This window comes from Streptomyces sp. RLA012, assembly GCF_056270325.1.
Genome location: NZ_JBWDPA010000002.1, coordinates 2,171,330 through 2,184,440, shown reverse-complemented (window position 1 = coordinate 2,184,440; position 13,111 = coordinate 2,171,330). Strand labels below are relative to the sequence as shown.

At 68.6% G+C, this 13,111-nt stretch carries 12 protein-coding genes and 4 pseudogenes; 7 read left to right on the top strand and 9 right to left on the bottom strand.

Annotated features, from left to right (window positions below):
* Positions 1-61: 61 nt before the first annotated feature.
* The 3 genes and pseudogenes from RV986_RS10210 to RV986_RS10200 all read right to left on the bottom strand — a co-directional run.
* Entirely contained in the window at positions 62-826 is a 765-nt protein-coding gene (locus tag RV986_RS10210) for an alpha/beta fold hydrolase (protein ID WP_475917091.1), read from the bottom strand.
* 5 nt (positions 827-831) lie between these two features.
* Positions 832-1,584: a LysR substrate-binding domain-containing protein gene (locus tag RV986_RS10205; protein WP_475917090.1), complete on the bottom strand. Its 753-nt coding sequence runs from the start codon at positions 1,582-1,584 to the stop codon at positions 832-834.
* 49 nt (positions 1,585-1,633) lie between these two features.
* Positions 1,634-1,759, bottom strand: a pseudogene (locus tag RV986_RS10200) (helix-turn-helix domain-containing protein); the annotation flags it as partial.
* A gap of 103 nt (positions 1,760-1,862) precedes the next feature.
* On the opposite strand from RV986_RS10200, the gene RV986_RS10195 reads away from it, so the two are divergent.
* The 3 genes and pseudogenes from RV986_RS10195 (at position 1,863) to RV986_RS10185 (ending at position 3,941) form a co-directional block, all read left to right on the top strand.
* Positions 1,863-2,960 carry an FAD-dependent oxidoreductase gene (locus tag RV986_RS10195; RefSeq protein WP_475917089.1) on the top strand — a complete coding sequence of 366 codons (1,098 nt, stop codon included), beginning with the start codon at positions 1,863-1,865 and terminating at the stop codon, positions 2,958-2,960.
* Positions 2,961-3,256: 296 nt separating this feature from the next.
* Positions 3,257-3,721, top strand: a pseudogene (locus RV986_RS10190) (DedA family protein); the annotation flags it as partial.
* A 19-nt stretch (positions 3,722-3,740) separates the two neighbouring features.
* Positions 3,741-3,941: a hypothetical protein gene (locus RV986_RS10185; protein WP_475917088.1), complete on the top strand. Its 201-nt coding sequence runs from the start codon at positions 3,741-3,743 to the stop codon at positions 3,939-3,941.
* 59 nt (positions 3,942-4,000) lie between these two features.
* On the opposite strand, the gene RV986_RS10180 is transcribed toward RV986_RS10185, so the two are convergent.
* A complete protein-coding gene (locus tag RV986_RS10180) occupies positions 4,001-4,921 on the bottom strand; it encodes a LysR family transcriptional regulator (RefSeq protein ID WP_475917087.1) in 921 nt (306 codons plus the stop codon).
* 125 nt (positions 4,922-5,046) lie between these two features.
* Here RV986_RS10180 and RV986_RS10175 point away from each other — a divergent pair, with 125 nt between their 5' ends.
* On the top strand, positions 5,047-5,340 hold the full coding sequence (locus tag RV986_RS10175; protein WP_475917086.1) for a hypothetical protein: 294 nt from the start codon (positions 5,047-5,049) through the stop codon (positions 5,338-5,340).
* Positions 5,341-6,069: 729 nt separating this feature from the next.
* On the opposite strand, the pseudogene RV986_RS10170 reads toward RV986_RS10175, so the two are convergent.
* Positions 6,070-6,417: pseudogene (locus tag RV986_RS10170) on the bottom strand (transposase); the annotation flags it as partial.
* 925 nt (positions 6,418-7,342) lie between these two features.
* Complete coding sequence (locus RV986_RS10165) at positions 7,343-8,947, bottom strand: IS4 family transposase (RefSeq protein ID WP_475924241.1); 1,605 nt, start codon at positions 8,945-8,947, stop codon at positions 7,343-7,345.
* A gap of 422 nt (positions 8,948-9,369) precedes the next feature.
* Between RV986_RS10165 and RV986_RS10160 the strand changes: the two genes are divergently transcribed.
* Positions 9,370-9,771: a transposase gene (locus tag RV986_RS10160; protein ID WP_475917085.1), complete on the top strand. Its 402-nt coding sequence runs from the start codon at positions 9,370-9,372 to the stop codon at positions 9,769-9,771.
* Here the strand turns inward: RV986_RS10160 and RV986_RS10155 are convergent.
* Entirely contained in the window at positions 9,719-10,252 is a 534-nt protein-coding gene (locus tag RV986_RS10155) for a hypothetical protein (protein WP_475917084.1), read from the bottom strand. The two genes, RV986_RS10160 and RV986_RS10155, sit on opposite strands and share 53 nt — an antisense overlap.
* A 208-nt stretch (positions 10,253-10,460) precedes the next feature.
* Here RV986_RS10155 and RV986_RS10150 point away from each other — a divergent pair.
* A protein-coding gene (locus tag RV986_RS10150; RefSeq protein WP_475924240.1) for an IS5 family transposase occupies positions 10,461-11,341 on the top strand; the annotation gives its coding sequence in 2 pieces (ribosomal slippage) (positions 10,461-10,821 and positions 10,821-11,341; 882 coding nt in all).
* Between the two features lie 14 nt (positions 11,342-11,355).
* Here RV986_RS10150 and RV986_RS10145 read toward each other — a convergent pair.
* Together RV986_RS10145 and RV986_RS10140 are read right to left on the bottom strand one after the other, a co-directional pair.
* Positions 11,356-11,583: pseudogene (locus RV986_RS10145) on the bottom strand (mycothiol transferase); the annotation flags it as partial.
* 41 nt (positions 11,584-11,624) lie between these two features.
* Complete coding sequence (locus RV986_RS10140) at positions 11,625-12,362, bottom strand: SDR family NAD(P)-dependent oxidoreductase (RefSeq protein ID WP_269249756.1); 738 nt, start codon at positions 12,360-12,362, stop codon at positions 11,625-11,627.
* Positions 12,363-12,446: 84 nt separating this feature from the next.
* On the opposite strand from RV986_RS10140, the gene RV986_RS10135 reads away from it, so the two are divergent.
* Positions 12,447-13,088, top strand: a complete 642-nt coding sequence (locus RV986_RS10135; RefSeq protein WP_475917083.1) for a TetR/AcrR family transcriptional regulator — start codon at positions 12,447-12,449, stop codon at positions 13,086-13,088.
* Positions 13,089-13,111: the final 23 nt, after the last annotated feature.

The following is a 13,111-nucleotide window of genomic DNA, read 5'->3' as shown; positions in this document are numbered from 1 at the left end:
GACCAGCCTGTTCGCACTCCCGGGGCCGCGCCGCGCTGGGTCGGCACGGCCCGTAGGCGGTTCAGCTCCGGAGGGTGGCAAGCCATTCGGTCAGCAGGTTGTTGACCTCGTCGGGGCGTTCCTGCTGGATCCAGTGGCCGCAGCCGTCCAGGAGGTGGGAGGCGGTCAGGGCGGGCAGGGTGGTGGGGTAGGCGTCGATGGCGTCGGCCATCCAGGTGGTGGAGGCGTTCAGGGCGCCGCCGATGAACAGGGCGGGCTGCTTGAGTGGGGCGCCGCGGTGCGGGGCGAGGTCCTCCCAGTCGCGGCAGCGGTTGAGGGCCCCGGTCAGCCCGGTGCGCTCGAACTCCCCGGCGTAGACGTCGAGGTCGTCTTCGGTCAGCCAGGCGGGCAGCGCACCGGCGGGGAAGCGGTCGCGCAGCCGGCCGCCGCGGGCGGCGAATCGCGGGTCGGGCTCGGCCCGGGCGGGCATGGTGTCGGCGGACAGGGCCGCGTAGAAGCCCGCGAGCCAGCCCCGCACGTCGGGCTCGATCTCCGCCTCGGCGCGGCCGGGCTCCTGGAAGTAGGAGACGTAGAACTCCTGCTCAGGGCCGCCGATCTGGCCGAAGATATCGGTGGGGCGGGGACCGCCGGGCGGCGCGTACGGGACGCTCAGCAGGCCGACGGCGCGGAAGACCTCGGGGTGGAGCAGAGCGGAGGCGGCGGCGATGTTGGAGCCCCGGCGTTCGTGATCCTGGACGGCACCCTCATGCCGATCGCCCAGGTCGCCGCCGACACCCCGTACTACTCCGGCCGGAGCCGCATAGCGCGTGTTCCGGATCAGGGGCAAGGCCCCTACCCTGGCCGCACCGCTCGTTCAGGCCCGGCGTTCGTGATGGCGGTGAGGGTGGTGGTGATCAGGTCGCGGAGCCAGCGGTGGGCAGCATCGCGATCGTGGCGGGCGTGCCAGGCGAGGACGAGGGGAATGGAGGGGGTGGGCTCCGGCAGGGGGTAGCTGCGTAGGCCCGTGGGGAGTCCGTGCGTGCCGAGCAGCGCCGGGGCGACGGTGATCAGGTCGTGGGTGGCCACCATGCGCAGTGCCAGGGACAGTGTCGGCACGGTGAACGCGACGGTCCTGCGCACGTTGTGGCTTTCGGTCAGGTCGGCGAGGCGGTCACGGGTGCGGCCACGCCGGGACACCACGACGTGCGGCACGGCGGTGAAACCCTCCCAGGTCGAGGGGGTGTACGGCAGGTCGTCGCGAGCGACGACGGCGAGGCTGTCGGTGAGTACGGTGGCCGTGCGCGTGTCGCCGTGCTGCGGGAACTCGTCGGAGATCTGCAGGTCGACGGCACCCTGGCGCAACTCGTCGACCGTCGTGGGGGACTCACCGAGCACGCGCAGGCAGACGCCGGGCGCGGCGGTGGACAGCGGAGCGGCAAGGCGCGGCAGCAGCGCGTCGGCCACGACATCGTTGCACCTCAACGTAAAGGTGCGCTCCAGCGTGCCCGGGTCGACCTCGGTGGTCGGTACGAGGACGGCCTGGGCACGGGTGACGATCGCATGCACCTCCTCGCGAATCTCCTCGGCGTACTGCGTGGGCAGCATCGCCCGCCCGGCGCGGACCAGGATCTCGTCGCCCGTCGCCCGTCGCCCGCCGGATCCGGCCCAGGGTGCGGCTCATGGCCGGTTGTGAGAGATGCAGGCGGTGGGCCGCGGCGCCGACGTTGCCCTCGTCGAGCAGCGCGTCCAGCGCGATGAGCAGGTTCAGATCCAAATGCATGAAGGTAATGCTAAAGATCAGAATCATGCATTTGAAGTTATCTCCCGTTGCTTCTTCACTGGATGCAGGCGCCGGACGGCGCCAGTGACGAGAGGAACGGGTCTTGCGTACTGTCATCGTCGGGGGCGGCCTGGTCGGGCTCACCACCGCGGCGTCTCTCCGGCTGATCGGCCATGACGTCACGGTCCTGGAACAGGCACCCGCCATACGTGCCGCCGGAGCGGGGATCGGCCTGTGGCCCAACGCCCTGCGCGAACTCGACCGCATCGGCGTGGGTGCCGCGGTGCGCCGCATGGGCCGCGAAGTCGACACCTGGTTCTACGACGCCGCCGGGCACCCGGTCCGCGCCGCCGCATTCGGGGCGCGCGAGCACCGCTTCCTGCTCGTACAGCGACCCGCGCTGAACAATCTGCTCGCCGACGCCGTCGGCCGGGACCGGATCCGCCTCGGCGCGCACGTGGCCGGGTACACCGAGAACGAGACGGAGATCGTCGTCCACCTGGCCGAAGGTGAAGAGCTCCGGGCGGATCTGCTGATCGGCGCGGACGGGGTGTACTCCCGCGTGCGCGCCCAACTCGTACCCGGCAGCGACGCCGCGGTGCACGCCGGGCACTACGCCTGGCGTGCGATGGTGCCCGCCGGGAACGAACGGCCCGAGGGCACCGTGCTCACGGTGGGACGGGACGGTACCCGCGGCGGGTACGGGCGCGTCGCGGAAGGCACGACGATGTGGATGATCAATCAGTTCGAGGCCGGTCCGCTCAGCGGCGGCAAGCGGGAGCGTGCCCTGCGGCGTGCCCGGAACCTCGCGGAGGGGGGCTGGCACGACGACCTGCTGGAGATGATCGCCGGCACTCCGGAAGAGGACATCCTGGAGAACCGGATCATGTTCGTGCCCCCGCTGCCGCACTGGACGAGCGCGCGGGTCGCGCTGATCGGAGACGCCGCGCACGGACTGTCCCCGCACATCTCCGCAGGCGGCACTCTCGGTATCGAGGACGCCGGTGTCCTGCGCGACTGCCTGGCCCACGAAAGCGACATGGCCAAGGCCCTTGCCCGGTACGAAGCCGCCCGCACCACCCGGTTCGACGGCGTCCGTGACCACGCCGCCGCCGTTGAACGGGCCTCCGATGCCGCCGAGTTCGCGCACCGGTATGCCACGTTCAGCCACTGGATGCTGACCACGGCCCCCGCCACCTGAGCCGGCGGGGCGGCCGACGTCATCGGCCCGCGCAACTGGACCGACTGGCCGCTGCCGGCCTTCACCGGGTTCGCCCCACCGACATCCTTGTCGTCGGCTCCTGGCCTCGCCACAGTCCGGCAGCACGACCGGCGCCGGATTTTCCGACGACTTGGGCTCCCCAAAGCTCTTTGCTCTCCCCTCACTCAGGCCGCACTTCCGCACCTGCTCATCTGGGCATCTGTGACCAACCAACCTTCCCTGGAGGGACGCACCATGACAGCCCATCCGCACTTACCCACGAAGGCCGGTGCCCTGTGATCGACTGGCTGGAGCTGGCCGAGTCGGCCATCGCCTCACCGTGGTTGTACGCCGTGCTCATCGCGGTCTCCTTCCTCGACTCCTTTCTCCCACTCATCCCGAGCGAACCCGTTGTGATCGTCGCAGGCGTCTATGCCGCCACCGGGCAGACCGACATCGTGTTCGTCGTGGCTGCCACGACGCTCGGCGCCCTTCTCGGCGATCTCGTCCCCTACGCAGTGGGGCGGCTGCTGGGGGTGCGCATACTCAAGCGCCTGCCGTCCGGCAGCAAACGCCGGGCGGCACACGACTGGTTCACCCGCGAACTCGACGCCCGCGGCGGCTTCATCCTGGTGACCACACGGTTCATCCCGGTGGGCCGATACCTGGCCACCCTGTCCACCGGGCTCGTCCGCTACCCGTTGGGCAAGTACCTCCTGTTCATCGCGTTCGCCACCGCCACCTGGAGCGCGTACACCGCACTCACCGGCTACTTCGGCGGTGAGCGCGTACACCGCACTCACCGGCTACTTCGGCGGTGTCGTTTTTCAGGAGAACACGCCGCTGGCCATCGCCGTCGGTGTCGGACTCGCCTTCGTGGTGACCGGCGTCATCGAAGGCCTACGCCGCATCCACCGCGGGAAGGCCGACGCGCCGAAAACAGCCCACGACCTCCAACCGGAAGGCGGGTCGGGATCGTGAATCCATGTCGACACACCCAGCCGCGCTTGAAGCCCGTCGAGGAGTGCCCTGCCGGAACGCTACTGGTCAGAGGCGTCGGGACTGGTGAACAGGTCCTGGAGGGTCTGGGTCGCCAGGTTGAGCAGCCAGGTGTGGGCGGGGTCGTTGTCGTAACGCTGGTGCCAGAGCAGATAGAGAGGTACGGGTGGCAGGTCGAATGGCAGCGGCAGCGTGATCAGGCCCAGCTGGTCGCGGGCGGAGCGGGTGACCGCGTCGGGGAGGGTGACCACGACGTCGGCGTCACGGGCGAGCTGCAGCGCGGTGTCCGTCGCGGGGGCGGAGACGATGACACGGCGCTCGTGGCCGAGGGCGGCGACGACCTCGTCGACCCGGTCGCGGAGGCTTCCACGCCGGGAGACGGTCACGTGATCGGCCGCCGCGTACCTCTCGACGGTCACCGGCCCTTCGGTGAGCGGATGACCCGCCCGGACAGCAAGGATGATCCTGTCCTGGCCGATGAGGCGGTGACGGATGTCGAGCTGGGACGGCGGTCCGGCACTGGAGGCCACATCGACCTCGCCGCGACGCAGCTCGGGGGTGTCGTGGCCGGGCTCGACCGTGAGACGCACCTTCACCTCCGGGGCCTGGCGGTGCACCGCGGCGACGAGGGCGGTCCCGCAGGCGGTGGTGAGGGCGTCGTGCAAGCGGACGGTGAACACCCGCTCCAGGCCTGCCAGGTCGAGGTCCGTATGGGCGGACAGCAACTGGTGAGCTTGCTGTACCAGAGCGTGGACCTCGGTGCGCATGGCCAGCGCACGGGGGGTGGGCGTCATGTGGCGTCCGGTGCGGACCAGGATCTGATCCCCGGTGGCTTTGCGGATACGGCCCAGCGAGCGGCTCATGGCCGGCGCGGTGACGTGCAGCCGGTCCGCGGCTCCAGCCACGCTGCCCTCCTCCAGCAACGCGTCCAGGGCAGTAAGCAGATTCAAATCCAGTTGCATGACAGTAACTATACAAATGAATATCATGCAACTGTCGTTAACAGTGGTGGCTTCTACCTACGAGACGCGGGGCCGAGAGGAACACCCAACACCGGCCCGCTACTACCGACTTCAGGGAGCACCCCATGGCCACAGCCATGCCTGGCCTCGGCGCCACGCTTCTGACCGCGGTGACCACTGTGGTGGAGGACGCCGGAGCCACCCTGCGGGAGCGCTACACACCCCACGCCCGGGGCGTGAGCCTGAAGGAGGTCGTCGAGGAGACCTGCGCGAACGACGACGCGGTCCTGTCCGTCCTGCGCCAGCCGCTGCTGGAGCTGCGTCCGGGGTCGCGGTGGGTGGAGGACGGTGCGACACGAGGTCGCTCCAATCAAGTGGGGGCAACCCTCAGAGAGCGAATACAAGGGTCGCCCCCCTGACAAGTGTCTGGATGTCAGTCCCCAGGTCCGCATGCGTCGCTGGTAATGGTGGGGTGTGAAGCCGGACTGGAAAGCCCAAGGTGTCCTGAACCGTCCGGGAAACACAGGTGAGGGGAAGACTGGGATGGGCGAGCACGTGCGAATCCCCGGCAATGCCTCGAAAACCCAACGGCCAGGAGACGGGACGTGGTACTGGCTGACAGGCCCTCGGCGTAGAGAAGCGCCAGGTGATCCCTCTGGACGTTCTTGGGGGGAGTCTGACACCACCGGGCCCGGGGTATAGGGGACGCCCTGCTCAGTCGAATCTTGAGGGAGCGGAACGTGGGAACCCCGATGTGGTCTGCCAAGCGGCAGTGGGTGGCCGTAAGGGAAGCCGATGCCATAGCGGGAACAGGATGGTCCAAGAAGCCAACGCCGACAGGCCGAAAGGCCAGGGGAAAATGTGGATGCCGACTCTGGGGCGCCACACATAACCCATCGGATACGGGCAGTTGCCCGGCCTGAAAGGGAGCTGACGTGGATCGGGTGGAACTTTGAAGAGCAGGTGGGGAGGGACCCGAACCGATGGGCAAGTTGGACGCCGCACCAGCCGCAATGGCCACCGTGGTGAACGGACCTGAGAAGCCGTATCTCAACCGACCTTGGAACGTGTGGATCGAACGGAGTTCCTGGTCGGGTGATCTTCCGGCGGTACGCGCATGAAGGCAGACACCTCACGATGCCAACGAGTCAAGCTGCGGCGACGAGTTCGGTGGGGAACGCGGTGTGTTCGTCGAACAGCTGGCGGTGTTGTAGGCAGTGGTAGAGCTGGCCGATCATGCGGTTGAAGAGGTTGCGCTGGGCGGCGGCGTGCCAGTCGCCGTGCTCGCGTCGTCGCCGGTAGTGGGCGTTGGCTCCGGCGGATGCCCGGAGTGAGGCGAAGGCCCAGAGGTAGCCGGCGTGATTGAGCCGGTCGTTCTTCACCCACCGCCGTGTGATGGACGACTTCTTGCCGGAGGCCCTGGTGATGGGCGAGGAGCCGGCGTATGCCTTCAGGCCGCGGGCGTCGGCGAAGCGGCTGTGGTCGTCCCCGATCTCAGGTTCGTTCCGCCCAGTCGATTCCGCAGTAGATCAAGGTAGTTCCCTCCCCGATGTGCAGGTCTTTACGCTGGTCACGAGCGCATGCGGGCCACGCGAGCGACCTAATCCCAGGCATCAACCGTCCTGCGGATGTGCCTCCACCTCACTAGCCGTTCGTGGCACCAGCGCACCCCACGGGCCTCGGTCTGCGCGGGAGCTCGGACGGCTCGGGCGTATCAAGAGGTCACCGTGCGGCGGGCTCGCACCACCAACACCAACGAGTGATCAAGCGGCGGGTGTTGACGCTCGACGACCCTGGACGGCGCCGCTCTGGCTGGAGGCATCAAGGCCCAGACCTGCACAGGTGTCCGTCCAGTGCCGACGAGCACCAACAGCCGTCGACAGGGGTGGCGGCCACGCTGCACCGTATGTCGCCGCTCTGCCTTGAGGCATCACACGCCAGGGCCTCTTGGGGCATCCGTACGGCGCCCACGTGACCGCCACCACCATGAGCACCAGGACCGTGCACGCTGTCTAAAGCGAGGCGTTGCCCGCCCGGCAGCCACGAGGTGTCACGGTCCGGCACTCGAACATCCCGGGAACCAACCGCTTCCTCGGAACGCCCTTAGCAACGGATTAGGGCCTCCTGGTAGCTCGGGGGTGCGATCCCATTCCGAGCGGTTCCCGGAGGCCCTGTTGTCGTTGTTGTACGCGCCCGACCCCGTTGCCTTCAACTCGCCCGCCGTGTCGTGCGATTGCCTCGCGCACGTGTACGGCAACGCGGCCGATCATCCCGATCGGGTGCGCCGGTATCCGTCGGACATGTCGGACGCTGAGTGGGCAGCCATCCGGCCGTTGTTGCCGGTGCCGGCCTGGCTTCAGGGGCGGGGCGGCCGGCCTGAGGGCAATTGTCACCGGCAGCTGCTGGACCAATGCCACGAAGTTAAGGCCCTGTTGGCGGTGTCAAGGCGTCAGGGAGAGTGATCTTGTATGTGCTTGGCGCGGTGCGGATGAGTCGGTCGTTGCGGGCCCAGTAGCAGAGTTGCGCGGTGAGGCTGCTGAGGGGGCGCCCCGAGGTGGGGAGCCCGAGATGCCGTGCGATGTCCCGGGTGTGCATGGCCTGGTTGGAGTTCGCGGCCAAGAGCTGGCAGACCTGGCCCCAACGGCCGGAGAGGGCCCGGCTCGGGTCCTGCGTGCTGGGCAGGGCTGGTGGGTGCACGGTGATCTCGATGGCGGTGATCGGTGTGCTGGCGCGTGGACGGCCGTCACGGTTCCAGATGTTGCAGCGGGAGGTTCCGCACTTGACGATGCGGGCGGACAGGCGCATCCGGCGCCCGGGGAGCAGCGCGTGCAGAACGCGGGTGCCGATGTGTCCCACCAGGTCGGAGGGGCTGCTCGGCCCTGAGGTCGCGGTCGTTGCGACCAGGCTGACCACCGTGTCGCGGGCGGCTTCCAGAGCGACGGTGAAGCCGGCTCGGTCGGGATCGCAGCCGGGCATTGTCTCCACCGCGGTCACCATGACCGAGCGCAGGGCTTGGTAGAGGGTGAGTAGTCCCCACATCTCCTGGTTGAGGCCCACCGGGTCCTTCGAACGTAGAACTCGGCCTTTGAGCAGGGTGTGACGTAGAGCCAGGTAGGTGATCTCGATCTCCCAGCGCTCGTGGTAGAGACGCACCAGGTGGTCGGCGGGATCGGTGCGGTGGTCGTTGAGGGTGGTCAGCAGGCGGTAGGTCCCGCCGAAGTCGCCGCCGTCGGCGGTGCGGGAGTGGATCTCGGCCTCGATCACCCGCAGCGGGAGGCCGCCGATCCGGGTCAGGTAGGAGCCGTCGGGCAGCAGCGCCAGCACCGGCGGTCGTCGGGTGCTGGTAGCACGTATCAGGAACTGAGTCCCCTGAGCTGCGATGTCTGCGAGCAGGTCGTTGCTGTCGATGGCGCGGTCCGCCAGGAGGAGCATGTCCGGGGTCAGGTGGCCGGTCAGGTCGTGGGCGTAGTCGGTCTCGCCCTTGGAGGCGGGGCCGAAGACCGCTGCGATCAGGCCGCGGGTGCCTGTTTCGCACAGGGTCATGAGCATCAGCCGGGGGTGGCCAGTCGGGCCGTAGCGGCGTTCGGTGCGGCCGAGCCAGGACCGGTTGCGCTCGTGGTCGGGAACGGACAGGCTCCCGCAGCCGTCGAAGGCGACCGTGCGCCAGCGGCGGTAGCGCACTCCCGGTGTGGACGGCTGGGCCAGCGGGCCGGCCAGCACGTCGAACAGCCGCTTGAGCGGGGCCACCCCGACCCGCCGACGCAGATCGCGAAGTGCCTTCTCCGAGGGCTGCGGCACCCGGGCGGCGAGTCCGGCTGCGAGTTTGCCCCACACCAGTCCGGTGCCCAGATGCTCGAACAGCCCGAGCGCGAGCACGAAGTACACCCCAACGCGAGAGGGGAGGCTCCGAAGTCGTCGCTCGCGCGCCCCGGTCTCGTCCAGTACCGCATCGACCAACTCGGGTGGGATGACCTGTGTTAACTCACCAATATGACCAGGCGCGAACACGTCATCGGTTCCGCCCATGACAGACTTGGCCACTGGGCCTCTGCTTTCTCAGGAAGATCTTGGTCGATCCCCTGGATAGCAGAGGTCCCTTCTGTCTCCCGCCACGCTTGACACCGCCAACAGGGCCTTAACTTCGTGGCATTGGCTGCTGGACGCGATCCGCTATCTGGTCGCGGGCGGGATCTCGTGGCGGGCGATGCCCGCGGACTTCCCCGACTGGGGCCGGGTTTACGCCTTTTCCGCCGCTGGCGCGAGCACGGGCTGATCGCAGAGTTCCACGACCGGCTGCGCGGGAAGGTCCGTGAGCGCGAGGGCCGCGAGGCCGAGCCCACGGCGGGGATCATCGACGCGCAGTCGGTGCGGGCTGCCGCGACGGTGCCGGCGCCGCCTCCCGCGGCTACGACGGCGGGAAGAAGGTTCCGGGCCGCAAGCGGCACATCGTGACCGACACGCTCGGTCTGCTCCTGGTCGTCGCGGTCACCGCGGCGAACATCGGCGACCGGGACGCCGCGGCGGGCCTGCTGACCCGGCTGCGCCGTCTGCACCGCGACATCACCCTCGTCTGGGCCGACGGCGGCTACACCGGCTCCCTCGTCGGCTGGTGCCGGGACAAACTTGCCCTGACGTTGGAGATCGTCAAGCGCACCGACGACATGGAGGGGTTCGTGGTGCTGCCGAGGCGGTGGGTGGCAGAGCGCACGTTCGCGTGGTTGATGAACTCACGCCGTCTGGCCCGGGACTACGAGACGCTGCCCGCCACCAGCGAGGCGATGATCCGCTGGTCGATGGTCACGCGGATGAGCCGGCGTCTGGGACGGCCACGGGCCGCCGGCCGGCACTGAATGCCCCGGACACCTCCAAGAGGAGCCAACCGCGCTCCGCCAGGCGCCGGGCTTTCGACCGCACCCCCTCGACCTTCGCCGGCGTCGCGCCAAGGCCCAGCTCCACCGCGATCTGCTTGGCTCGAAGCGGCCCGTGACCCGTGGATCGCTGCTGTTCCAGCACGCTCAGAATGCGCTGATAGTCCGGCGCCAGAACCGTCACCGGCAGCCCTTCCCGCCAGCGCGGCACCGTCGAGCCCGGCACCGGCGCGAGCGACGGCTCCGCTTCCTCCCCGGCCTCGGCCTGGGTCACGGCGGTGGTCTCGGCAGCCGAGGCTGCCAGGGCCTCGACCAGCTCTTCCCGCGCGATCACCCGCCGGTCCAGACCGATCTCGGCGGCCTCCAACACCTCAGCCAACCGGGCGACTTCCTCCCGCAGCCCTTCCACCCGCACACGGGCCGCTGTCTCCCGCTCCTCCAGCATTCCCAGCACCGACGCCATCGCGCACCCCTCGCTCACGGAGCGGAAACAAGACGCCGGATGCCTCTCTCATTCCCAGCCACACCATGCCTGACCAGCAGAAATCAAGCGATCACGTTCGGTTGGGATACGGCTTCTGAGCAAAACCGACCGAGTTCCACCGTTCGCTACACAGACCCGTGTCCGGCGGATCTTGTGACTGCCGCAGCCTTGGTTCGTTGGCATGCTCATGGGGCGCGGAGATCTCACAAATGAAGAATGGGCCCGGCTGAAGCCGCATCTGCCGAAGTCCGGTCAGCGCGGGGGCCGTTGGGAGAGTCATCGCAGGGTGATCAACGGGATTCTGTTCCGGCAGCGCACCGGGGTACCGTGGCGGGATCTGCCTGCGCGTTTCGGTCGGTGGAAGACCGTGTACGAGCGGCATCGGCGTTGGTCAGCGGATGGCACATGGGACAAGCTCTTCGCGGCTGTACTCGCCGATGCTGACGCGGAAGGCCGCATCGACTGGTCCATGGTGAGCGTGGACTCCACCTCCTGCCGGGCCCACCAACACGCTGCGGGAGCACGTAAGAAACCCCCGCGGCTTCCGGGAAAAGACACACGCCCCTGCAGCACCGCCCCGATGAGGGCCTGGGACGCTCACAGGGCGGCCTGACCTGCAAGATCCACCTTGCCGGTGAGGGCGGACGCCGCCCACTCGCCTTGCTGATCACCCCGGGGCAGTGGGGCGACGCTCCGCAGCTCATCCCGGTCATGGAGCGTGTCCGTGTCGCCCGCCGGGATGGCGGGCGACCGCGGACTCGGCCTGGCCACCTCGGCGGAGACAAGGCTTACTCATCCCGCCGCAACCGCCGCTACCTGCGGCGACGCCAGATCAAGCACACGATCCCCGAACCGAAGAACCAGCGGGCCAACCGACAGCACAAAGGCAGCAAGGGAGGTCGGCCCGCCGGCTTCGACAGGACGATCTACAAACGCAGGAACGAGGTGGAGCGGACGATCAATGCCCTTAAGGGCTTCCGGGCTGTGGCGACGAGGTTCGACAAACGCGCCTACGTCTTCTACGGCACCGTCACCGTTGCCTCGATCCGACTTTGGCTCCGGTCGTGACCCACCGGAGAGACCTAGTAGTACCCCTTCGCCCCGTCAGGCAGCTCCCTCACGATGTCCGCGTGCCCCGCGTGCCGTCCGGTCTCCTCGACGAGATGGATGAGCACCCAGCGGAGGCCGGCGTTGCCGGACCGGCAGTCGGGGTGGCGGCCGACGTCATCCAAAGCGGCCGCGGCCACGATCTCGTTGCTTCGAGCGCACTGGGCCTCGTACGACGCACACGCGCGGCCGGGAGTGCGCCCCATCGCTTCGAGGGAACCGGATGCGCACCACCGGCCGTCGTTCAGGCCCGGGTGTAGCCGCCGTCGACGAAGAGTTCGGCGCCGGTGACGAACGACGAGGCGGCCGAAGCCAGGAAGAGGGCGGCCTCGGCGATTTCCTCGGCGTCGGCCAGCCGCCCAAGTGGCACGACGGCCTCGGCGAACCGGTCGACGTCCGGCCCCGCGGCGCGCAGCAGGGCAGGGGTCCGCGTGGGTCCCGGGCTGAGGACGTTGACCCGGAATCGACGCTCTCGCGATTGCCGGGCCCAGTTGTGCACGAGGTTGCTCAACGCTGCCTTCGAGGCGCTGTAGACCTCGAGGTGCTCATTGGGGCGCACGCTGTTGCTTGAGCCGATGACCAGGATGGAGGCGTTCTCCGCCAGCAGCGGAAGCGCCTTCTGGACGGTGAATAGTGGGCCCTTGACGTTGACGGCGAGTGTCAGGTCGACGTTCGCCTCGGTGTGGGCGCCGAGCGCGGCGTCCGCGACGATTCCCGCGTTGGCCACCAGCACGTCGATGCGTCCGGCCTCCTCGCGGACTCGCGCGTAGAGCGCGTCCAGGTCGGCCAGGACCGAGACGTCGGATCGTACGCCGGTGGCCGCAGGACCCATCTCCTTGACTGCCGCTTCGAGGCGGTCGATGTCCCGGCCGGTCACGAAGACCCGTGCGCCCTCCCGGACGAAGCGGTGGGCGATGGCCAGCCCGATCCCGCTGGTCCCTCCGGTGATCACGGCCACCTTCTCCTGCAGCACGCCTGGCATGTCGAACCCCTTCAGTTGTGGAATGGATCGTCCATAACATAGCCAGTAATGGACGATCGAGTCAAGAATGGATAGGCTGAGACCATGCCGAGACCACGCGCATTCGACGAACGCCAAGTCCTGGAGCGGGCCCGGGAACAGTTCTGGGCGACCGGCTATGCAGGAACCCGGATGGACGACATCGCCCAGGCGACCGGCCTGGGCAAGGGCAGCCTGTACGGCGCATTCGGCGACAAGGGCAAGCTGTTCCACCGTGTGTTTGGCGACTGGTGCACCGCAGTCGTTGAGGTGGCCGAAGGGCGGCTGGCAGGTGGCCCGGACGCAGAGGCCTTGGTCCGGCTGTCGGGATACGTGCACCTAATGGCGGAGAACACCGCCTCCGACACCGAGCGCCGCGGGTGCCTGTTGGCCAAGGGCGCGGCGGAACTGGCCCAGCATGATCCGACGGTCGCCGGACGGTCGGCCGAGACCATGACGGCACTGCTGACCCTGCTGCGGACGGAGATCAGCGCCGCCCAGCGCCACGGCGACATCGATAGCGCTGCGGATCCGGAGCGGTTGGCGGCACTGCTGTTGACGGTGGTCCGCGGTATCGAGGCGGTAGGCAAGGCCGGCCTGGACCCGGAGACGCTGCGGAATATTGCAGACACCGCACTGGCGGTCCTGCCCATGCCCGAGGGGCAGAAACGCCTCGCAAGCGGGCGCAGTCCGGCCCGCGAGAACTAACTTGGTGCCATCACGGCCACATG

Excerpts from the sequence above, each read along its gene's own strand:
- RV986_RS10135 (WP_475917083.1), top strand. The coding sequence starts at position 12,447 with ATGCCGAGACCACGCGCATTCGACGAACGCCAAGTCCTGGAGCGGGCC.
- RV986_RS10155 (WP_475917084.1), bottom strand. The coding sequence starts at position 10,252 with ATGGCGTCGGTGCTGGGAATGCTGGAGGAGCGGGAGACAGCGGCCCGT.
- RV986_RS10180 (WP_475917087.1), bottom strand. The coding sequence starts at position 4,921 with ATGCAACTGGATTTGAATCTGCTTACTGCCCTGGACGCGTTGCTGGAG.
- RV986_RS10140 (WP_269249756.1), bottom strand. The coding sequence starts at position 12,362 with ATGCCAGGCGTGCTGCAGGAGAAGGTGGCCGTGATCACCGGAGGGACC.
- RV986_RS10165 (WP_475924241.1), bottom strand. The coding sequence starts at position 8,947 with ATGGGCGGAACCGATGACGTGTTCGCGCCTGGTCATATTGGTGAGTTA.
- RV986_RS10175 (WP_475917086.1), top strand. The coding sequence starts at position 5,047 with ATGGCCACAGCCATGCCTGGCCTCGGCGCCACGCTTCTGACCGCGGTG.
- RV986_RS10205 (WP_475917090.1), bottom strand. The coding sequence starts at position 1,584 with ATGCTGCCCACGCAGTACGCCGAGGAGATTCGCGAGGAGGTGCATGCG.